18 protein-coding genes are annotated in these 21619 nt (G+C 33.5%); 9 read left to right on the top strand and 9 right to left on the bottom strand.

What is annotated here, in order from left to right:
• Positions 1-29 precede the first annotated feature (29 nt).
• On the top strand, positions 30-2747 hold the full coding sequence (locus BM238_RS03280; RefSeq protein ID WP_090078744.1) for a PD-(D/E)XK nuclease family protein: 2718 nt from the start codon (positions 30-32) through the stop codon (positions 2745-2747).
• On the opposite strand, the gene BM238_RS03275 is transcribed toward BM238_RS03280, so the two are convergent.
• The 3 genes from BM238_RS03275 to BM238_RS03265 are packed head-to-tail and all read right to left on the bottom strand — an operon-like array spanning position 2740 to position 5211.
• The gene (locus BM238_RS03275; protein ID WP_090078743.1) at positions 2740-3921 is read right to left on the bottom strand and encodes an acyl-CoA dehydrogenase family protein; all 1182 of its coding nucleotides are present in this window, start codon (positions 3919-3921) and stop codon (positions 2740-2742) included. The genes BM238_RS03280 and BM238_RS03275 overlap by 8 nt on opposite strands.
• A 57-nt stretch (positions 3922-3978) precedes the next feature.
• Complete coding sequence (locus BM238_RS03270) at positions 3979-4728, bottom strand: NUDIX hydrolase (protein WP_090078742.1); 750 nt, start codon at positions 4726-4728, stop codon at positions 3979-3981.
• Positions 4729-4734: 6 nt separating this feature from the next.
• Positions 4735-5211 (bottom strand): hypothetical protein, encoded by a 477-nt coding sequence (locus tag BM238_RS03265; protein WP_143093343.1) that lies wholly within the window; start codon positions 5209-5211, stop codon positions 4735-4737.
• 410 nt (positions 5212-5621) lie between these two features.
• Between BM238_RS03265 and BM238_RS03260 the strand changes: the two genes are divergently transcribed.
• Positions 5622-6983: a hypothetical protein gene (locus tag BM238_RS03260; protein WP_090078740.1), complete on the top strand. Its 1362-nt coding sequence runs from the start codon at positions 5622-5624 to the stop codon at positions 6981-6983.
• A gap of 107 nt (positions 6984-7090) precedes the next feature.
• Here BM238_RS03260 and BM238_RS03255 read toward each other — a convergent pair whose 3' ends face one another.
• Entirely contained in the window at positions 7091-7510 is a 420-nt protein-coding gene (locus tag BM238_RS03255) for a DoxX family protein (protein ID WP_090078739.1), read from the bottom strand.
• Between the two features lie 88 nt (positions 7511-7598).
• Positions 7599-8474 carry a GTPase Era gene (era, locus tag BM238_RS03250; protein ID WP_090078738.1) on the bottom strand — a complete coding sequence of 292 codons (876 nt, stop codon included), beginning with the start codon at positions 8472-8474 and terminating at the stop codon, positions 7599-7601.
• A gap of 500 nt (positions 8475-8974) precedes the next feature.
• Between era and ku the strand changes: the two genes are divergently transcribed.
• Both ku and ligD read left to right on the top strand, forming a co-directional pair.
• On the top strand, positions 8975-9760 hold the full coding sequence (gene ku, locus BM238_RS03245; protein WP_090078737.1) for a non-homologous end joining protein Ku: 786 nt from the start codon (positions 8975-8977) through the stop codon (positions 9758-9760).
• A 1-nt stretch (position 9761) separates the two neighbouring features.
• The gene (gene ligD, locus BM238_RS03240; RefSeq protein WP_090078736.1) at positions 9762-12278 is read left to right on the top strand and encodes a DNA ligase D; all 2517 of its coding nucleotides are present in this window, start codon (positions 9762-9764) and stop codon (positions 12276-12278) included.
• Here ligD and BM238_RS03235 read toward each other — a convergent pair.
• From BM238_RS03235 to uvrA, 4 genes are all read right to left on the bottom strand, one after another.
• A complete protein-coding gene (locus BM238_RS03235; RefSeq protein ID WP_090078735.1) occupies positions 12275-13042 on the bottom strand; it encodes a class I SAM-dependent methyltransferase in 768 nt (255 codons plus the stop codon). The two genes, ligD and BM238_RS03235, sit on opposite strands and share 4 nt — an antisense overlap.
• Positions 13043-13244: 202 nt before the next feature.
• Positions 13245-13742 (bottom strand): GNAT family N-acetyltransferase, encoded by a 498-nt coding sequence (locus BM238_RS03230; RefSeq protein ID WP_394333970.1) that lies wholly within the window; start codon positions 13740-13742, stop codon positions 13245-13247.
• Positions 13743-13766: 24 nt separating this feature from the next.
• Entirely contained in the window at positions 13767-14264 is a 498-nt protein-coding gene (locus BM238_RS03225; protein WP_090078733.1) for a DUF1345 domain-containing protein, read from the bottom strand.
• Between the two features lie 287 nt (positions 14265-14551).
• Positions 14552-17386 (bottom strand): excinuclease ABC subunit UvrA, encoded by a 2835-nt coding sequence (gene uvrA / locus BM238_RS03215; protein ID WP_090078731.1) that lies wholly within the window; start codon positions 17384-17386, stop codon positions 14552-14554.
• 236 nt (positions 17387-17622) lie between these two features.
• On the opposite strand from uvrA, the gene BM238_RS03210 reads away from it, so the two are divergent.
• The 5 genes from BM238_RS03210 (at position 17623) to BM238_RS03190 (ending at position 21592) form a co-directional block, all read left to right on the top strand.
• A complete protein-coding gene (locus tag BM238_RS03210; RefSeq protein ID WP_090078730.1) occupies positions 17623-18786 on the top strand; it encodes an iron-containing alcohol dehydrogenase in 1164 nt (387 codons plus the stop codon).
• 270 nt (positions 18787-19056) lie between these two features.
• A complete protein-coding gene (locus BM238_RS03205; protein WP_090078729.1) occupies positions 19057-19515 on the top strand; it encodes a DUF2231 domain-containing protein in 459 nt (152 codons plus the stop codon).
• A gap of 26 nt (positions 19516-19541) precedes the next feature.
• Positions 19542-20213, top strand: a complete 672-nt coding sequence (locus tag BM238_RS03200) for a response regulator transcription factor (RefSeq protein ID WP_090078728.1) — start codon at positions 19542-19544, stop codon at positions 20211-20213.
• A gap of 2 nt (positions 20214-20215) precedes the next feature.
• Positions 20216-20965 (top strand): HAMP domain-containing protein, encoded by a 750-nt coding sequence (locus BM238_RS03195; protein ID WP_090078727.1) that lies wholly within the window; start codon positions 20216-20218, stop codon positions 20963-20965.
• Positions 20966-21592: a sensor histidine kinase gene (locus BM238_RS03190; protein ID WP_090078726.1), complete on the top strand. Its 627-nt coding sequence runs from the start codon at positions 20966-20968 to the stop codon at positions 21590-21592.
• The last annotated feature ends 27 nt before the right edge of the window (positions 21593-21619 follow it).

Here is a 21619-nt window from a genome sequence, read left to right as displayed (position 1 = left end):
CCTTTTAGAACAAAAATTCAATTTTTTCAATGAAATTCTTAAATAAAATAATCGACGATTTACTTGAAAAAAGTGAAGATCTTTCCAACTTTAATCTTGTTTTACCGGGAAAAAGACCGGTTGTCTTTATTAAAAGAATTTTGGCAGAAAAAAATTACAGTGGATTTTTACCACGATTTTTCACCATTGAAGAACTTTTAAAAGATATCGGCGAAACCCAACATATCAAAGGAATTGCGCTTTGGCTTTTCGCTTTTGAAGTTTACAAAACGCAACATGAAGAAGATTTTGGAACATTCTTAAAATGGTTTCCCACAGTTTTAAAAGATTGGGACGATATGCTCAAATTTTCAGATTCTGATATTGCGGTCTTAGATTTTATGTTTGACGAAGAACGCATTAAAAACTGGTCGGAAAATCTGAATCCTGACGAAGATAATCCAAGGAATAAATTTTTAAATTTTTGGCGAAAACAGCGGAATTTCCTTCCACTTTTAAAATTAAAATTACAGGAAAAAAATTATGCAACAGGCGGAATGTTGCACGAAATGGTGCGAAATAAGATCGAAGATTTCGTAAGTGAAACTGAAACTAAATTCGTGTTTTGCGGTTTTAACGCATTCACGCCAACTGAAAAAAAATTAGTTAAAGAACTTCTGAAATGGGATAAAGGAATTTGTTATTTTCAAGCAGACGATTATTACATGAAAGATTTTCGTCAGGAATCAGGAAAGTTTCTACGCGAACATAAAACGTGGCCAGAATTCAATGACAGTCGGGAATTTAACTGGATTGAAAATGATTTTAAGCAAGAAAAAAACATCAAAATTTTTGAAGTTTCTGGTAATATTTCACAGACAAAGTTGCTGCCTGAAATTTTTAATGAACTTTCAAATGGTAATATAGAGCAGTTTGATTTCAGCAAAACTGCCATTGTTTTACTTGACGAAAATTTACTTCCGCCCACTTTAGATGCGTTAATCACGATAAACCGCATTAATATTACGATGGGATTTCCTTTAAAAAATCTTGAATTTTCTAACGCGATGAAGAAATTATTTCATCTTCAAAAACAACTTCACAAACAAAGCTCATCTTATTATTACAAAGATGTTTTGCCTATCTTAGACGAACTACCAAAAGCTGAAAATGATTTTTTAATCATTCAAAATTTTCAAAAATTATTACAGGAAAGAAATATTATTTACATCTCTAAAAAGATGTTGGAAAATGAACTTTCCAGTTTGTCATATTTTAATTTATTTCAAAAAAAGTCGGCAAAAGACTTTTTAAAACAACTTATAAATTACTGTTTTCAACTAAAATTTTTAGATTTAGACGATATTGTTTTTGAAAATATTTCTCATTTTGAAACTTCTTTTAAGACTTTAAAAAATCAGCTTCAGGATTACAATTTTGAGATGGATGTTGAAAGTTTAGAAGTTTTAATTAATCAACTCGTTAATACAGAAAGTATTGATTTTCAAGGTGAACCTCTGCAAGGTTTACAGGTTATGGGACTTTTAGAAACTCGGCTTTTAAACTTTGAAAACATCATTTTATTATCTGTTAATGAAGGAAAATTACCGCTAGGAAATTCTCAAAATACCTATTTGCCTTTTGATGTTCGCCGGGAATTTGATCTCCATACTTTTTTAGAGAATGATGGCATTTATGCGTATCATTTTTACCGCTTATTACAGGATTCAAAAAATGTTTATCTGCTCTATAATGCTTTAAGTTCAGGCGTAAATACAGGAGAAAAGAGCAGATTTATTACACAACTGGAAATTGAAAGTGGTCATAAAATAGAAAATTTGGTTGTAGAAAATACTATCGAACCGGTTAATCAAGATGTGATGGTCATTGAGAAAACGCCGGAAGTTTTGGAGAAATTAAAACTTTGGAAAAATCGGGTTTCTGCCTCACATTTGAGTAGTTATCTTTATAATCCGATTGATTTTTATCTGTCTAAAATTTTAAATACTTATTCTGAAGACGAAGTGGAAGAAGAACTTTCGCAAAGAAATTTTGGTAATTTAGTCCATTATTCACTTCAGTACTTATACGAAAAAATTTTAGGTAAAGTATTAAATGACAAATATTTAGAAGATTTAATTACAATAGTGGATGAAGCTTTAAATCATGCAATTGTAATTTTAAATCATGAAAAAGATTTTTATCTGAAGGGAATGAATTTTATTCATAAATCGATCGCAAGTAGAGTAGTGACCGATATTTTAAGATATGATCTAAATTTAATTAAAAATGGACATCAGCTTGAAATATTAGCTTTAGAATTAAAAATAGAAAACATAAAACTTTCAGTTTCAGACGTGGAAAATATTAATATCTACGGTTTTATTGACCGTGTTGACAGATTAGACGGCGTTTTAAGAATTATTGACTATAAGACAAAAAAAGCAACCAATATTTTTTTAAAACCAAAAGAAGAAAAGATTGAAATGCTTCTAAGTAATAAAACAATGATGCAACCATTACAACTCAGCTTGTATGCTTTTGCAGTATTATCAGCAAAAATTTTCCCGGAAAATCAATTGGAATGCGGAATTTGGAGTTTTGCGGAAACCGGAAAAGGCGTTCAAAGTTTAGAAATTTACGAAGAAACTTCTTTAAATTTAAAAAATCTGGAAATGCCTTTAAAAAGTATTAAAAATTTAATACTGGAAATTTTAAATCCGGAATTGACTTTTACAGAAAATATTCCTGTTTCTTTTTCTAATTAAAAGCGTTTAAACCCGTAATGTCCATTCCGGTGATCAATAAATGAACGTCGTGCGTTCCTTCATAAGTGATTACAGATTCTAGATTTGCAGCGTGTCGCATCATCGGAAATTCTCCCATGATACCCATTCCGCCGAGAATTTGTCTGGATTCTCTTGCGATATCAATTGCCATTTTTACGTTATTTCTTTTAGCCATAGAAATTTGTGCAGGCGTTGCTTTATGATCATTTTTAAGATTCCCCAATTGCCAGCAAAGTAATTGTGATTTTGTAATTTCTGTTACAAATTCAGCCAATTTTTTCTGTTGAAGTTGAAATCCTGCAATTGCTTTTCCGAATTGTTTTCTTTCCTTCGCATATTGCAAAGCGGTGCAGTAACAGTCAATTGCAGCACCAATTACGCCCCAGGAAATGCCGTACCGCGCAGAATTTAAACAAGATAAAGGTCCTTTCAGACCTGAAACATTTGGTAATAAATTTTCTTTCGGCACTTTAACATTTGAAAAAACCAATTCTCCTGTTTTACTTGCACGAAGACTCCATTTATTATGTGTTTCTGGTGTTGTAAATCCTTCAAAAGCACGTTCAACAATTAATCCGCGTACTTTTCCGCTTTCATCTTTTGCCCAAATAACTGCGATGTCACAAACCGGTGCATTTGTGATCCACATTTTCGCACCATTTAGTAAATAATGATCGCCTTCATCTGTGAAATGACTTTCCATCGAACTTGGATCTGAACCGTGATTTGGTTCAGTAAGACCAAATGAACCTATCAATTCGCCAATTGCCAATTTGGGCAAAAATTTCTTTTTTTGTTCTTCACTTCCAAATTCATTAATAGGAAACATTACCAAAGAAGATTGTACAGATGCGGCAGAACGAACAGCAGAATCACCGCGTTCAAGTTCCTGCATAATGATTCCGTAAGAAATTTGATCTAAACCCGAACCGCCATATTCTTCCGGAATATAGGGTCCTAAAGCGCCAATTGCGCCCAATTCTTTCATTAGATTAGGTAAATCTGTATGATTTTGTGCAGCTTCATCAATCTTTGGCATCACAAAATTTTCAACCCAATCTCTCACAGATTGACGGATCAATTTATGTTCTTCAGTTAATAACTGATCCATTCCGAAATAGTCGGGAATTGAGGAAAGATGGTAGTAAGACATACTTTAAATTTTGTCTAAAGTAAGATTTTTAAAAATTTTGAGGAAATTTTAAAGGTATTATTTATTTAAAAATTTATAGAGATACGGTGCTTTGTTAGCAGAACCTGTATAAAGTTTTTCTAAACGTTGTAAGATATTAAGGCTCAATATTTTACGCTGAAAATTATTTCTTCGAAATTTTTCATCTAAAATAGTTTCATATAAGGTTTGCAATTCTTTCATCGTGAATTTTTCCGGCAAAAGATTGCTTCCTACAATATTATAATCTAAATTTTTACGTAAAAAATCAAGACCTTTTTTGATTACAACGTCGTGATCGAAAGCCATTTTTGGTAATTCGTCAACGGAAAACCAGGCGCAGGTCTCGTTGAAAGTATCTGGAAATGTGTGAGATATCGTAAAATCAATAAGTGCAAAATAGGCAGTAGAAATAAAACGCTGATAGATCCAGTGATTTGCGTCAACACTTATATTCCTGCTTTTAAGCAGCTCGCGATGTGGATTATTTTGATCCGTCCTTTCAACATCACCAAAGGTATAAAACTGCTGTAAAAATAAATTTTCAAGATGAGTTCTTTCATATAAAGTGCGTGCTGCTGCATCATCCAGACTTTCATTTTTAAAAACAAATCCACCGGGCACAGACCATCTTTCCAGTTCGTGGTATTTTAGAAGCAATACTTTTAGTTCATTTTTATTAAAGCCAAAAATAATGCAGTCAACAGAAACATGTTCCACAAAACCTGTGGTATCAATCAATTCTGAAAGACTTAATTTATTTTTCGAGTCATCAACTTTTTTGATCATATTTGTTTATTTCAAAATTTTACTTATCAGATTACAGTCTGATTTTTTAAAATTATTTGAAGTGTCAAATTTTAAAGATTTAGTATTTTTATAATCCCCCAAACCCTGTATTAACTCATTTTCTTTTTGTAAAAAATAGATGTCATTTTCTGATGTAACGCCTTCACTTTGAAAAGTATAATCTAATTTTAAGGTATCTCCACTTATAAAACCTGCCAGTTCGCCTGATGAAGAATCTTTTTCACTGTTTTTAACAACCATTTCGCCGCTGACAGTTCCTAAATTATCTACCAAATGTATTGCGGCAGAATCTTTACCAGTAACCATTAAATAACAATTCTCTGGAATTTTCTCCACTCTAAACGCAGATTCACCGGAAGAAATTGCAGAATCCGGTATCGTCAGCTTTTTATTTTCAGTGGTTTCTTTTTTCGAACACGAAATAACAAAGATTAATAAAATTGGGCAGCATAAATATTTCATAGATAATAAGTTTAAAAACATTTAAAAGTACAAAAAGCAGATAATAATTGCAAATTAAATGGGCAAAAAATGTTTTGAATAAAATTTCTCATAGAAGCTTATTCTAAAAATTATAAATCTAATATTTTCTTAAAATAATATTTTTTATGCAATTATAAAAAGATTTATTTTTGGTATTTAAATTTTATGTAGATATCGATTGTTAAATTAGAAAGATATTTTGACTATTAATATATTTAATACTTCTAACAGGCACTATTTCTAAAAAAAGATAATTAAGATAATTCGGTTAATAATTTATTATCTTCGGACAATAATATTATTCAATTTCCCACTAAAATAGTCATAAAATTAAATCTGCTCTGACAAAGTAATATTATTGATTTGTAGATAAGCTAAAAAATAAAAGGATGAAAAAATTTATTTCTATTTTCCATATATTAATTACATTTTTATCTTCCGCTCAGGTTGTACAGTTCTACGACGATAAAAGTAAAGAAAACGTAAATTATACTGTTACCACCATAAATGCCGTAGGTATGCCAGTTAAGGATTCGGACGTTGATGGAATATTCTTTTCAAAAAAGGGGAGTACTTACTATAAAAGAGTTACTCCTGATAACAGAATTAATGTTCTCTGGTATGGTAATAATTCTGATGCTATAAACAAAGCTATTAAAGCCTCAATACATTATTTTGGAACCCAGGCAATACAGATCGCTGAAGTTTATATGCCAGCTGCGATTTATGATATTGATAAAACAATTGAGATTAAAAGTGTTAAAGGTTTTAAATTGACTGGTGCAGGAACTTCAACAACTTTAAGATTACGGAATGGTGTTAACATTAATGACATGATTTTATTTAATGGTGTTGCCTATGGTTATTTAGGAAACTTTGAGGTTGTTGGTGAAACAGGACGCGTAAAAAATGTAATTAGATCCGTGTGGGGCGATGGTATTTCAAATCCTCCGGCCGGCAGTTTGCGGTCAAGTACCAAAAATAAATTTGAAAATATACACATTCATGGTGAAACAAAATTTGACACGGGTGTTTTTTTGGATGGCTCAAATCAGAACGATGAAACAGAATTAATCAATATTACAATCGCTGGTAATATTAACGATGCAGATAAAACGCTTTATAATAATGCCTTTAAAATAGGAAATGGAACATTTGGAAACAATCTCTCCCATACTTTTATAGATTGTCAGGCTAATCAGGTTCGAAATGCTTTTTATTTCAATAATGTTGGTGGTGTTGTTATTGGCCGCGGTGCACAAAACTGTAATACATATATTTTAAGGACCGGGTCAAATGAGACTTTAAGCGTTGATGGTGTGCGTCTTGAAGGGATAGGAATGATCTATAACCACAACTCAATACACTATGCCGGGGATAATATTACTTTAAAAAACATTTGGTATTCAGGCCTCGGTCGTGGTTTACGTGGTGCACCTGCTGATGGAAATATAATTACACATACTGGTGGAACCATGAATATCATCGGATGCAGATTTCTCGATCCTTTGCCGGGGACAAATTTTAAAATTACTTCAGCAAATTCAGCGCGTGGTTCAAATTTGCAAATCACATCGAATTTAAATATTTTTGGTTTAAATTTTCAGGGCTCTTATCGAGGTGTTGAAGATTTGATAAATGCCGGAGCACCAACATCAGTAAATGCTATTGGAATTTTGGTTTTAAATAAGGAACGTTCAGGAATTGATAGTTTTCCGCCATTTTACAAAAAATATGCGGTAAAGCCGTAATACCGCAAAAACACAAAATATCTCAATCCTATAAAAATGCCTATAATTTATATTATGTTAAATAGAATATATTAAAGCCTTTCGATCCGATATGATTTTATATAATTTTAAAAATTCTTTTTATTGCTAACCAAGGCATCTATTGAATACCGTCCGCCGCCACATACAAGAATGACAATATATATTGAAAGGTAAAGCATTGCCATCTCTTTCTCGGCAAAAGCATCAGAAGCATGTGTTATGAAAGCTGCGACAGCCATCGTAATTACCAACGGTATCGCGAATGTTCTGGTAAATAATCCTAAAATCAAAAAAAGTGAACAGATTACTTCCGCAAAAACAGTTAGTATAAGTGTGAATTTTGAACCTAGTCCTAAGAAATTGTAAAATTGAATTTCTTCACCTGATAATAGTTTTTGAAGTTTTGGGTATCCATGTGTCAACATTGCAAAGCCTACAAAAATCCTTACTAAGACCAAAACTATTGCTAATGCATTCTTATTAAAGGAAACAGAATTTAAATTCATATTGATTATTATGTAATAAAATTAAATAATTTCTTTTAAACCTCCAAATTGCCTCAAATATTATCGTAAAAATTAATATTGAAAATTCTTATCTATAACCAAATCCTTTCAGATCGCGCTCATTTTTCCGCCAGTCTTTTCTTACTTTTACGAACAAACTTAAATGGATTTTCTTGCCGAAAAACTTCTCTAAATCAACTCTTGCCTGTGTTCCCACTTTTTTTATCATCTCGCCTTTATGGCCAATAATAATACCTTTTTGACTATCTCTTTCCACATATATAACGGCGTCAATAACAATTGCAGTATCTTTCTCAACAAATTGTTCCGTCACAACTTCCACAGAATATGGAATTTCTTTTTCATAATTTAATAAGATTTTCTCGCGAATGGTCTCATTTACAAAAAAACGTTCCGGCTTGTCTGTGATCTGATCTTTCCCGTAATATGGCGGATTTTCCGGTAAAAGTTCTTTTAATTTCGGTAAAATATAATCCGTGTTGTAAGCCTTCAATGCAGAAATCGGCAAAATTTCGGCTTTTGGAATTTGTTTGTGCCAAAAAGCCACCGCTTCTTCCATTTTTTCCTGCGTTGTTTCATCCACTTTATTCAGTAAAAGCAACACTGGAACCGGGATTTTATTCAATTTTTCAATCAGATATTCAGATGGTTTGTCGCGGTCTTTTATATCAACTATGAATAAAAAAACGTCCGCATCCTGCAAAGAATCTTTCACAAAATCCATCATTTTCTCCTGAAGTTCATACTTTGGTTCTAAAACGCCAGGCGTGTCAGAAAACACAATTTGAAGGTCTTCCTCATTATATATTCCAAAAATTCTATGTCTGGTTGTTTGTGCTTTTTGCGTGACGATCGCTAATTTTTCGCCCATTAATTGGTTTAATAAGGTAGATTTTCCCGCGTTTGGTTTTCCTACAATATTGACGAATCCTGCTTTATGCATGTTTTGTTTTTAAAATTTTAACGGAAAATTTTCCGCATGGTTCTGCAAATTTAATGATTTTATTCTTCTTTTACCATAATGTTTTGGGCGTGCCCCTCGCCGGAAAATTTTCGCATCACTACTCTATTATTTTTGGCTCGGGTCGGGCTATGCAGGGCTACACTTCGTTCCGGTCTTTTGTGAAAAAAAATGAATTTTTTTCACAAAAGACTGCTTCCTTCGGTCGCACCCTTTCTATCCCTCACGCAGAGTTTCGTTTGTTTTGAAGTTAATTTTCTAATAAGAAACTAATTTCGTCTTTTATTACAAAAAAATCTCTTATTTTTATGAAGCAATTGCAGCCCGGCTTGAGTGGAAATCCTTTTTTTGCATTTGAAAAAAAGATTGGGAACGGAAGACGGAAATGCTGCCATAAAAAAATTAAAAGTAAGCATTCGACAAAGTCAAATGTCTGCCCAAAAAATACAAAACACAAAACACAAAACACTAAAACCTAAAATATGAAAGCAATCTGGAACGGTGCCATCGGATTTGGCCTGGTAAATATCCCCATAAAAATTTATTCTGCAACGGACGACAGCAATCTGGATCTTGACATGCTGGATTCTCATGATCTTTCTAATATCAAGTTTAAGCGCGTGAATGAGAAATCCGGGAAGGAAGTGAAATACAGCGAAATTGTGAAAGGCTACATGGTTGATGATCATTATGTGGTTTTGGATAAGTCGGATTTTGAAGCGGCAAGTCCGGAAAAAAACAAGATTTTTTCGATCGAGCAATTTGTAAAAGAGGAAGAAATTGATTCTGTGTATTTCGAGAAACCTTACTTTTTAGAACCGCAAAAAAATGGGGAAAATCCGTACAGATTACTAATAAAAGCATTGAAAAAAACAGGAATGGTTGGCGTCGGAACCTTTGTAATGCGTGATAAAGAAGCGCTGGCATTGGTTCGTCCTTATAATGATGACGTTTTGGTAATGAACAAATTGCGATTTCCACAGGAAATTCGTGATGTTTCTGAATTAAAATTACCAACGAAAAAAGACCCAAAACCCGCCGAATTAAAAATGGCAATTTCTTTAATTGAGCAATTGTCTGACGTTTTTAAACCGGAAGAATTTAAAGATACTTACGCTGAAAAATTATTGAAAATAATCAAGCAAAAAGCGAAAGGAAAAACCGTAAAAAGAGTTGAAGTAAAAGAAGATTCCGGCAAAGTGGTTGATTTGATGGCGCAGTTGAAAGCGAGTTTAGAACAACCGAAAAAAGTAAAAAAAGCCTCGTAAAATGAGCCTTGAAGATTATCAAAAAAAACGTGATTTTAAGGAAACTTCTGAACCAAAAGGTAAGATAGAAAGCAGTGAAAACAAATTAATTTTTGTGATCCAAAGACACGCTGCTTCGCGTTTGCATTATGATTTTCGTTTAGAAATGGACGGCGTTCTGAAAAGTTGGGCCATTCCAAAAGGTCCTTCATTAAATCCTGCTGATAAACGCTTAGCGATGAAAGTGGAAGATCATCCTTATTCTTATAAAGATTTTGAAGGTTCAATTCCGAAAGGAAATTACGGCGCGGGCGAGGTAGAAATTTGGGATTCTGGTACTTACGAAGCTTTACAAAAAAAAGAGGGAAAAACTGATGATTTAATTTTAAGAAATGAACTTCACAAAGGTTCTTTAAAATTTATTCTTCACGGGGAAAAATTGAAAGGTGAATTTGCGTTGGTGAAAATTAAAAATCCGAAAGATGACAATGCGTGGCTTTTGATAAAACACAAAGATGAGTTTGCAGAAACTGATTATGACGCAGAAAATCATATCTCCGAAAATTCTAAAGTTTCTGAGGTTTTGGAAAAAAAATCAGACAATAAACCTGGAGTAAAATCAAGTTTTAAAAATTACACGCCGGCTTTATCGAATGAAAAAAAACTTACAGATTTTATAAAACCAATGCTCGCAAAAACTGCGGAAGCGGCATTTGATAAAAAAGACTGGGTTTTTGAAATAAAATGGGACGGTTATCGCGCAATTGCTGATTTGCGGGAAAGTGCTTCACTACTCTATTCTCGTAATGGTTTATCTTTCAAAGAAAAATTCCACAAAGTTTCTGACGCTTTAGAAACTCAAAATCATAAAATGATTCTGGATGGTGAAATAGTTGCGTTTAATTCGGAAGGAAAACCTGATTTTCAAAAACTGCAGCAAATTGGTGAAAATCCAAATATGGCTTTGACTTACCAGGTTTTCGATTTGCTTTGGCTAAATGGTCATTCCACAGAAAGTTTGACTTTACTGGAACGTAAAGAATTATTGAAAGACGCTTTGGTGGAAAATGAAGTCGTGAAATATTGCGATCATGTTCCGGAAAAAGGCAAAGATTTTTTTGAGCAAATAAAATCTATGGAACTTGAAGGAATGATCGCTAAAAAGGCCGATAGTAAGTACGTAGAAGGAAGTCGTTCTGATGATTGGTTAAAAATTAAATTCCAGCAAACTGAAGATGTTATTATCTGCGGTTTTACAGAAGGAAAAGGTTCGAGAAAATCTTTTGGTGCTTTGATTTTAGGTAAATACGAAAATGAAAAATTGGTTTATTGCGGACATACGGGAACTGGTTTTTCAGATGAAACTTTAGAAAGTTTAGCAAATGTTTTTGAACCTTTAATCAGTAAAAAATGCCCTTTTGAACAAGTTCCAAAAACTAATGCGCCTGCAACCTGGCTTAAACCGGAATTGATTTGTGAAATAAAATTTACCGAAATTACCAAAGATGGTGTTTTTAGACATCCTGTTTTTATCGGTTTGCGTGAAGATAAGGCTGTGGAAGATCTTCGGGACGATGAAAAATTAGAATATCAAAAGAGCGAACCTAAAAAAGGAATTAAAAAATCAATCTCGAAAAAAAGTAAGATTGAGATCGTAAATCTAAAACTGACTAATCAGGAAAAGATTTATTTTCCGGAAAGTAGCTTTACAAAGGGCGATGTCGTAGAATATTACCAGTCGGTTTCGGAATATATTCTACCGCATTTGAAAGATCGTCCGCAATCTTTAAACCGTTTTCCGAATGGAATAAAAGGTTTGAGTTTCTACCAAAAAGACGCAGGAAATGATGCGCCAAATTGGATTGAGAAAGTTGCAATTCATTCTGATTCTAATGATAAAGACATTAATTATTTGATCTGTAACTCAAAAGAAAGTCTGGCTTACTTAAATAATTTAGGTTGCATAGATCTAAATCCGTGGAATTCTACAACTAAAAATTTAGAAAACCCCACCTGGATGGCCATCGATCTTGATCCTTCGGATAAAAATACTTTCGATGAAGTGATTGAAACCGCGCTTGCAGTGAAAGAGGTTTTAGATTTAGCAAAAATCAAAGGTTTTCCGAAAACTTCCGGCAGTTCTGGCATTCACATTTTTGTTCCGATGGAAAATCAATATTTTTTTGATCAGGTGAAAAATTTCGCGCATATTTTAATGCAAAAAGTGGAAAAAAAGTTGCCAAAACTGACGACTTTAGAACGCGCTTTAAAAACCAGAAGTGATAAAAAAATCTATTTAGATTATCTTCAAAACCGTAGCGGACAAACATTAGCAAGCGTTTACAGCATTCGTCCGAAAGAGTTTGCGCCAGTTTCTATGCCTTTAAAATGGGAAGAATTAAAAGTTGGTTTGAAACCTACCGATTTCAATATCGAGAATTCGTTGGAACGAATTAATAAAAACGGCGATTTATTTAAACCGGTTTTGAGAAAAGGAATCGATATGCTGAAAGCGCTTGAAAATCTCTCAGATTCTTAGGATTTATAAACAACCGGCAAAATCTCATTTTCCATTAAAGCAAAGCGTTTGCGATCTTCTGCAGAGAATTTTTTAGAATAATAATTGATATCTACTTTAAAGCCGACACATTCCAAACGTTGAAAATAGTCCATTCCATACCAGCGAACGTGATCGTATTGTCCGAAATGTTTTTGTCGTTCTTTTGGATCTTTTATCGTAAAATCTTCGTAAGTTTTTTCTAAAGAATTTTTCATCGGAACTTGGATAATTCCCCAACCGCCGGGTTTCAGCACACGAAAAAGTTCAGACATTGCTTTTCTATCGTCTTCAATATGTTCCAAAACGTGATTGCAAAAAACAACATCAAAACTTTCATTTTCAAAAGGAAGATCTAAAATATCAGCTTTTACATCTACGATTGGTGAGAATAAATCGGCTGTTAAATAATCCAGATTTTTCATTTTCCGAAATCTTTTGAAAAAAGACTGTTCCGGCGCCATGTGTAAAACCTTATAATTTTTCGTAAAAAAATCGGTTTCATTTTTTAGATATAGCCACATTTGACGGTGTCTTTCTAAGCTTAAAGTGCCTGGTGAAAGTGCATTTTCCCTTTGTTTTCCGTATCCGTAAGGCATGAATTTTCGGTAAGAATTTCCATCAATTGGATCTGTGAAGTTTTTTCCCTTAAAAAATAAAATAATGAGTGGTCGCGCCAAAATGCTCATGTTAATGAGAATTGGTCGTGGAATTTTATTGAGTAAAAATTTGGTGAGTTTTTTCAAGAAATTTATTTAAAAATTAGCATTATTGTAGTAATGAAAAGTCTTCAACGCAGAGTTCGCAAAGATTTTTTATAGTAACTATTTCAATTTAAAGTTCGCAGAGGCATTTGACTTCGTCGAATCTGTGATTTCATTTAGCAAAGAATTTCAATAAAACAAATCTGCGGAATCTGATTAATCTGCGAGAAAAAAAATATATGAATTAAATCCCAACGGTTTTTGAGCGGCGTTCCAAAAGAATTATATCCCGCCATTTCCCATTCATTTGCCCGATTTTTTCACGTCTTCCAACGGTGACAAATCCGAACTTATGGTGAACTGCAATACTCGCTTCGTTTTCAGGAAAAATCCCGGATTGCAAAGTCCAGAACTCTTTTTCTTCGCTGTCTAAAATTAGTTTTTGCAACAACATTTGGCCAAGACCTTTTCCCTGCGCTTTTGACGTCAAATAAATACTGACTTCCGCCACGCCACGAAAACAATCTCGGTTACTAACCGGTTGAATTGCTGCCCAACCAACTATTTCGTTGTTTTCATCTTCCAAAATCCAGCGGCAAAGATTAAAATGTTTGGTGTCCCAAACTTCCCAGGTCGGTGGTTCTTTATCAAAAGTCGCATTTTCAGAATCGATACCTTCTTGGAAAATTTTAAGTACCACTTCCCCATCTTCGGGTTGCATTTCTCGGATCTCGTAGTTCAAAATAAATATATTTTTTAAATTAAATTAGTTGCTTAATCCCGCAATCATATTAATCGTTAAAGCCACCACAAAAGTATTCATAAAAAATGAAATCAAACTGTGGATGAGCGTTATATTTCTAAGTCTTTTGCTGGTTGTTTCAACATCTGAAACCTGAAATGTGCAACCGATACAAAACGAATAATATGCAAAATCCAGATAATCGGGATATTCGTCACCGGGGAAATTCAAACCTTCTGCCTGCTTTTTGTTCCATTTCTCATCCTTATCATAATATTCATGTGCATAATGAAACAAAAATTGTGTATGAACAGTTGCCCACGCCAATATCATCGCTGAAATTACAGTAGGAAGATAATAAGAAGTTTCACGGACGGCGTCATCTTTAGAAATTATTAGCATCAAAACCGCAAACATACTTGAGACGGAAGAAATCAGGATGATAAAAAAAACAAAACTAGCGCTTCCATCATCTTCACGCGCTTTTTTTTCGAATTCCTTCCAATTTTCTTTTGAAGACAATAACCCAGTTTAGAATCAAAAAAATGATGGCAAAAGCAACCCATGAAAACGTGAGTGAAAATAGAATTTTTGTACCTATAATATGAGCGGAAAATCCCACTATTAATGCAATTATTAAACTAATTATCGCCCGCTGAATTGGCTTTGTTTTTAAGATAATTTCGACCATATCATTTAGTTTAATTTAAACTTCAAACTTGGCTTCAAATTTAAATTGATTTTTACAATATTTTTTCAATTTTCTGTAAATTAATTTAAAACTTTTAAATATTTATCTTAAATAAAATTTAAACTTCCAATTCTTTCCTCAAAAACGGCGCTGTCAAAGATCTTTTCGATTTTGCAACCTGTTCCGGTGTTCCTTTTGCGATAATTTCGCCACCATTTTTTCCACCTTCTGGACCGACATCGATAATGTGATCTGCGAGTTTTATAACATCTAAATTATGCTCAATAATAACAAAAGAATTCCCTAGTTCTACCAGTTGATTGATGGCTTCCATTAAAACCCGAACGTCCTCGAAATGTAGTCCTGTCGTGGGTTCATCTAAAATATAAAGCGTATTTCCAGTATTTCTTTTAGATAATTCTGTGGCGAGTTTGATACGCTGCGCTTCGCCACCAGAAAGTGTCGTAGATTGTTGACCAAGAGTGATATAACCCAAACCAACATCTTGTAAAGTCTTCACTTTAATGAAAATTTTAGGAATTGGCTGGAAAAAATCCACGGCTTCATCAATCGTCATTTCCAAAACATCGGAAATGGATTTTCCTTTGTAACGAACTTCAAGTGTTTCTCGGTTAAATCTTTTGCCATGACAGGTTTCGCAATGAACATAAACATCGGGTAAAAAATTCATTTCAATGACTTTCAAACCGCCGCCTTGACAAGTTTCGCAGCGTCCGCCTTTTACGTTAAAAGAAAATCTTCCCGGTTTGTAACCACGGATTTTACTTTCCGGTAATTCTGCAAAAAGATTTCTAATATCGGTAAACATTCCGGTATAAGTCGCGGGATTTGAACGCGGCGTTCTACCAATCGGACTTTGATCAACATCCACAATTTTGTCGATATTATCGATTCCTTCAATTTTTTTATAAGGCAAAGGTTCTTTTACTGCTCTGTAAATGTGCTGATTAAGAATCGGATAAAGCGTTCCATTAATTAAGGAGGATTTTCCACTGCCGGAAATTCCGGTTACGACAACCAATTTTCCTAAGGGAATTTCGAGATTGACATTTTTTAAATTATTTCCTGTCGCGCCTTTTAAAACAATTGATTTTCCGTTGCCTTCTCTTCTGACTTCTGGAATTGGAATTTTTCTTTTTCCATTTATATAATCTGCCGTGATCGTGTCGGCTTTTAATAAATCTGCTGGTTTTCCCTGCCAAAGAATTTCGCCACCGAATTTTCCCGCTCTTGGACCAATATCCAAAACTTCATCCGCTTCCAAGATCATATCTTTATCATGCTCCACAACAATCACGGAATTACCGATATCACGAAGATTTTTTAATGAAGCAATCAATCTTTCATTGTCTCTTTGGTGCAAACCAATTGAAGGTTCATCCAAAATATAAAGCACATTCACGAGTTGCGAACCAATTTGTGTCGCCAAACGAATCCTTTGAGATTCCCCACCAGAAAGCGTTCGTGAACTTCGGCTTAAACTTAAATATTCTAATCCAACATCTAAAAGAAATTGCAATCTTGTGCGGATTTCCTTTAAAATTTCGTGGGCGATTATTTTTTTATTTTTGCTAAATTTTGGTTCAATTTGAATAAGCCAGTCCATTAATTCTGAGAGCGGTAACGCATTAATTTCTGCAATATTTTGGCCGTCAATTTTAAAACTTAAACTGGAAGCCATCAATCGAGTTCCGTGGCAAACAGGACAAATTTCTTCGGTGGTAAAATGACGCTCAATTAAAACAGCGTCATAACTTTCCTTGTTTTCCACCATTTCTTCCAAAATGGGAATTAATCCGTCAAAATTTACTTTAATTTTTTTGGTAATTCCGGCGTGTTTTAAATCTTTACTAATTTCTTTATGACAGCCATTGTAAATATAATCAAAGGCTTCTTCATCAATTTTATTGAACGGCGTTGATAAATCCTGACCAAAAATTTCAAGAATATTTTTAATTTGACCCAAAATCCATTTATTGGATTTAATATCTTCCAACGGCAACAATGCGCCTTGGTTAATGGAAAGTTTCGGATTTTCTACAAAATGATCAGTGTTAATTCTTTTTACCATTCCCAGACCTTTGCAATTTGGGCAACTTCCTTTTGGGGAATTAAATGAGAACGTGTTCGGTTCGGGCAATGCCAAAGAATTTCCCGTATCGTCATCCATTAAATTTCGGGAAAAATACTGCAATTCCCCAGTTTCATGATTTTGAATTCCGATTAAACCATCACCCATTTGCATCGCGGTTTTCAGAGATTTTTCCATTCTTAGTTCTGAAGCCATTTCGCCGATGATCCAGCGGTCGATCACAATATCAATATCGTGGGTTTTGTAACGGTCGAGTTTTAAATCGTACTCAATATCTTGTAATTCGCCGTCAATTCTTGCTTGACCGTAACCCTTCTTCGCATATTGCACAAAAAGTTCATGGTAATGTCCTTTTCTGGAACGTACGACCGGCGCAAGCAAAAGCACTTTTTGGTCTTGGTAATTTTCTTTAATGGTTTCAAGGATTTGCTCTTCCGTATAACTCACGAGTTTTCTGCCAGAAGTTTGAGAATAAGCATCTGAAACGCGCGCGAAAAGCAAACGTAGATAATCGTAAAGTTCCGTCACCGTTCCAACCGTAGAACGTGGATTTTTATTCGTTGTTTTTTGCTCAATTGCAATTACTGGGGAAAGTCCGTCAATTTTATCAACATCGGGACGTTCTAAACCGCCCAAAAACTGTCTCGCATAAGCCGAAAAAGTTTCGATATAACGCCTTTGTCCTTCGGCGAAAATAGTGTCAAAAGCCAGGGAAGATTTTCCACTTCCGGAAAGTCCGGTAATGACGACCAGTTCATTTCTCGGAATTTTAACGTCAATGTTTTTTAAATTGTGTTCACGGGCTCCGTAAACTTCTATATATTCTTTGCTGTCGCTCATTTAAATTTTTACTTTTAAAACCACAGAATTTTAGAAATCTGCAATCTTACAAAAGTACGGAATTTTTAGGTTTAAAGGAAGTTTTCAGATGTTAAGAAAGTATAAAACGAGTTAAACTTATCTCCGTAAAATCTGTTGATTTTAAAGTGTTTCTTCTCTTTATCTCATTTATCTATCATTCATTTATCAGCATTTTAAAATGGCAATCCGTAAATTTGCATCATTAAATAAAATATATGTTAAACTTTGAATTTAAAAATCCGACAAAAATTATTTTCGGTAAAAATACGATAGAAAAAATCACAGAAGAACTTCCAAAAGACGCTAAAATTTTAATGCTTTACGGCGGTGGAAGTATTAAAAAAAATGGTATTTATGATCAGGTAAAATCTGCTTTAAAAGATTTTAGTGTTGAAGAATTTGGCGGAATTCCCGCTAATCCGGAATATGAAACTTTGATGGATGCTTTAAAAATCATTAAAGAAAAAAACATAGATTTTCTTTTAGCAGTTGGCGGTGGATCCGTAATTGACGGAACAAAATTTCTTGCAGCCGCAGCAAAATACGAAGGCGAACCTTGGGATATTTTAACAAAACCTGTGAGAGTTTTAGAAGGCGAAGCATTAGAATTTGCAAGTGTTTTGACTTTACCTGCAACCGGCTCAGAAATGAATTCTGGATTTGTAGTTTCAAGAAGAGAAACAAAAGAAAAACTAGCATCTGGAGGACCAGGTTTATTTCCAAAATTTTCAATTCTTGATCCGGAAGTTATTAAAAGTATTCCAAAAAAACAATTGGCAAATGGCGTGATGGACGCTTACATGCACGTTTTGGAACAATACATGACCTACCCGACTTTGGCAACTTTGCAGGACAGGATTGCTGAAAGTATTTTACAAACTTTGCAGGAAGTGTCGCAGCCGCTTCTTAATGAAGATTATAATTACGATACCGCAGGAAATTTTATGTGGTGTTGCACGATGGCTTTAAATGGTTTGATCCAAAAAGGTGTGCCGACAGATTGGGCAGTTCACGCGATTGGTCACGAATTAACGGCCAATTTTGGAATTGATCACGCTAGAACTTTGGCCGTAATTGCACCTTCGCACTACCGTTTTAATTTTGAAACCAAAAAAGAAAAATTGGCGCAATATGGCGAAAGAGTTTGGGGAATTACTGAAGGTTCAATTGATGAAAGAGCGGAAAAAGCCATTCAAAAAATGGAAGAATTTTTCAAAAGTTTAGAAATTGATATTAAACTTTCAGATTACACCAAAGATTACGAAGGTATTTCTGATAAAATTAAAGATACTTTTATCGAAAGAAAAATGACGGGAATTGGCGAACATAAAAACTTGACGCCAGACAATGTTAAAGAAATTGTTGAAATGAGTTATTAATCTCAATCTTAAATAAATAGGAAATCGCGGTAAATTTTACTGCGATTTTTTTGTTTTTTAAAGCACTGAAATTTATAATAATACAAATTATTTTAAAAGCATGGTTGATTTTTTTTTACTATTAACTATACAGACAAAGAATTAATTGAGTTTGATGTTACAAGTTAGAATTACTATGTTTTACTTTTAAAAATTATTTTAGGCAATCTTTAGATTTAATTAATCCAATCTAAATACTGATTTTTAATCTTTGTAAAAAATATTTACATTATGATTAGTGCCACACATTTACACGCAATGGTTATACATTTTCCGATAGCATTGCTTATGATCGGATTTCTTAGCGAAGTAACTGGATTTGTTGTAAAAAAAACATTTTTCAATAAAACAGCATTTTACCTCTTGATTTTAGGTACTTTTGGTACAATTGCATCTTATTTGTCTGGTGATGCTGCTGGCGAAGGTATGGAAGGCGGAACTTTAGGAAAAGCAATTGAATTACACGAAAGTGCTGCAGTAATAACGCTTTGGCTTGCAATAATTACCTCAATTTTATACATTGTCGCTAATTGGTTTAAGTTTTTAAACAAATGGATTAAAATAGCAAGTGTTGTATTATTTGCTTCTGTAATTGGTGGTGTTTCCCGCACGGCTTATTTAGGTGGACAATTGGTTTACCAGCACGGAGCGGGTGTAGAATTAGCATTACCAGATTTTAGTGAAAAATAGATTAAAACTTTAAAAAATAATTAGCAATGAGAATTTTAATTGTAGAAGACGAATCGGCTATATCTGGTTTTTTAAAAGAAGGACTTGAGGAAGAAGGTTTTGCTGTAGATGTTGCTGATAATGGAAGAAAAGGTTTAGAATTGGCTTTAGATTTTGCAGATGAATACGATGTGATGTTACTCGATTGGATGCTTCCGGGTGTGAGTGGAATAGAAATTTGTAGAAACGTAAGAAAAGTAAACCAACAAGTGCCGATTATTTTTTTAACCGCAAAAGATACAGTAGATGATACCATTTTCGGATTAGAAACTGGTGCAAATGATTATCTAAAAAAACCTTTTGCTTTTGAAGAATTGTTAGCGCGGATTAGAGTTTTAATGCGAAATAAAACTGGTGAGCAATCACTATTTAAAGTTGGTACCATTCAAATGGATATTGATGCGCATCAAGTAATTAAAAATGGGAAACAAATTATATTAACTCAAAAAGAATTCGGATTATTAGAATTATTACTTCGCAATAAAGGTAAAGTTTGTCGCCGTTCCAGAATTATGGAAAAAATATGGGACATTCATTTTGATAAAGACACCGCAGTGATTGATGTTTTTATCAACACTTTGCGTAAAAAATTAGATACGGAAAACGAAGAATCAATTATAAAAACCATCAGAGGAGTTGGATACATCATTAATGACTAAGAATGAAATTTAGTTTTAAAAAAAGAATTGCTTTTTATAATTTATTTGCGATAGCTTCCTTAACAGCAGTCGCATTTATAGCTATTTATAGTGTGGTCTATTATACTTCTTATAAACATTTAGATGATGACATAACAACTGAGAAAAATGAAGTTTTTGCCAATTTAGATTGGGATGATCACCAAATCATAGTAAATAAAATGCCCGAATGGCAAGAAGCAGAACACAAGCAAATAGAAGTAAATCCAACATTTATTCAGATAGTAGATGTAAACGGAAATAGCGTCTTCAAATCGGTTAATTTACAAGACGATCACTTTCTTTTTAATCCAAAAAACACAACGGTGGTTTTTTATAACTCGACCATCAATAAACAAAAAATCAGACAAGGACAATTTCCTGTTTTTAATGATCATCATAAAATAATTGGTCAACTTACCATTGGAATTTCGCAACAAGAATCCTATAATGTTTTGCATAATTTGATGATCATTTTAATCAGTACTTATATTATTATTTTATTGATGCTCTATTTTATTATGTCTTTTGTGGCTTCCAAAGCCATTGCACCCATTCATCAATTAATTCATTCTGCTTCACAAATTAATTATACCAACATTAATTCTCGATTGCCATTACCGGAAAATCAAGATGAAATACACCAATTAGCGACTACTATAAATCACTTGTTAACCAGATTAGAAAATAGTTTTTACCAACAAAAGCAATTTACATCAGATGCTTCTCACTAAATGCAAACACCTTTGACGGCAATTAAAGGAATTATAGAAGTGCTTTTAAGAAAACCCCGAACTGCCGAACAATATGAAGCGAAAATGCAAGAAGTATTGCGTCAAACCAATAGATTATCACAATTACACGATCAATTATTACAGTTGGCCCGGTTGGAATCAAGTGTTTTAAAAGCAAACTATGAACAAATTGTGTTACGTAATATTGTTGCAAAAAGCGTTCTCAATCACGAAACTTGTGCCGGTGAAAACAGCATACACCTCAAAAATACCATTCCTGAAGAAATTTCAGTTTTAGCAGATCCAATTTTGTTTGAATTAATAATAGACAACCTGATTTCTAATGCCATTAAATACAATAAAATAAATGGTTCTGTAAATATTGCCTGGAATTCATTAGAAAAAATACTGTCCGTTTCAGACGAAGGAATTGGAATTGAAACCGATAAATTACCTTTATTGTTCAATCGTTTTTATAGAGTAGACGATTCCAGAAATTCTCAAATACCTGGAAATGGAATTGGTCTTTCTATCGTAAAAAGATTGTGTGAAGTTCAAAACATTTCCATTTCCGTAAAAAGTGTCAAAAATCAAGGCACAACATTCTATTTACAGTTCATTTCCTAAAAAACTTTAGTTGATTTTAAGATTCCA

Origin of the sequence: Halpernia frigidisoli (assembly GCF_900113805.1) — a bacterium.
GTDB lineage: Bacteria > Bacteroidota > Bacteroidia > Flavobacteriales > Weeksellaceae > Halpernia > Halpernia frigidisoli.
This window is presented reverse-complemented; position numbering and strand designations above follow the sequence as displayed.

Excerpts from the sequence above, each read along its gene's own strand:
- uvrA (WP_090078731.1), bottom strand. The coding sequence starts at position 17,386 with ATGAGCGACAGCAAAGAATATATAGAAGTTTACGGAGCCCGTGAACAC.
- BM238_RS03205 (WP_090078729.1), top strand. The coding sequence starts at position 19,057 with ATGATTAGTGCCACACATTTACACGCAATGGTTATACATTTTCCGATA.
- BM238_RS03195 (WP_090078727.1), top strand. The coding sequence starts at position 20,216 with ATGAAATTTAGTTTTAAAAAAAGAATTGCTTTTTATAATTTATTTGCG.
- BM238_RS03275 (WP_090078743.1), bottom strand. The coding sequence starts at position 3,921 with ATGTCTTACTACCATCTTTCCTCAATTCCCGACTATTTCGGAATGGAT.
- BM238_RS03270 (WP_090078742.1), bottom strand. The coding sequence starts at position 4,728 with ATGATCAAAAAAGTTGATGACTCGAAAAATAAATTAAGTCTTTCAGAA.
- BM238_RS03210 (WP_090078730.1), top strand. The coding sequence starts at position 17,623 with ATGTTAAACTTTGAATTTAAAAATCCGACAAAAATTATTTTCGGTAAA.
- BM238_RS03260 (WP_090078740.1), top strand. The coding sequence starts at position 5,622 with ATGAAAAAATTTATTTCTATTTTCCATATATTAATTACATTTTTATCT.
- BM238_RS03255 (WP_090078739.1), bottom strand. The coding sequence starts at position 7,510 with ATGAATTTAAATTCTGTTTCCTTTAATAAGAATGCATTAGCAATAGTT.
- ku (WP_090078737.1), top strand. The coding sequence starts at position 8,975 with ATGAAAGCAATCTGGAACGGTGCCATCGGATTTGGCCTGGTAAATATC.
- ligD (WP_090078736.1), top strand. The coding sequence starts at position 9,762 with ATGAGCCTTGAAGATTATCAAAAAAAACGTGATTTTAAGGAAACTTCT.
- era (WP_090078738.1), bottom strand. The coding sequence starts at position 8,474 with ATGCATAAAGCAGGATTCGTCAATATTGTAGGAAAACCAAACGCGGGA.
- BM238_RS03200 (WP_090078728.1), top strand. The coding sequence starts at position 19,542 with ATGAGAATTTTAATTGTAGAAGACGAATCGGCTATATCTGGTTTTTTA.
- BM238_RS03190 (WP_090078726.1), top strand. The coding sequence starts at position 20,966 with ATGCAAACACCTTTGACGGCAATTAAAGGAATTATAGAAGTGCTTTTA.
- BM238_RS03280 (WP_090078744.1), top strand. The coding sequence starts at position 30 with ATGAAATTCTTAAATAAAATAATCGACGATTTACTTGAAAAAAGTGAA.
- BM238_RS03265 (WP_143093343.1), bottom strand. The coding sequence starts at position 5,211 with ATGAAATATTTATGCTGCCCAATTTTATTAATCTTTGTTATTTCGTGT.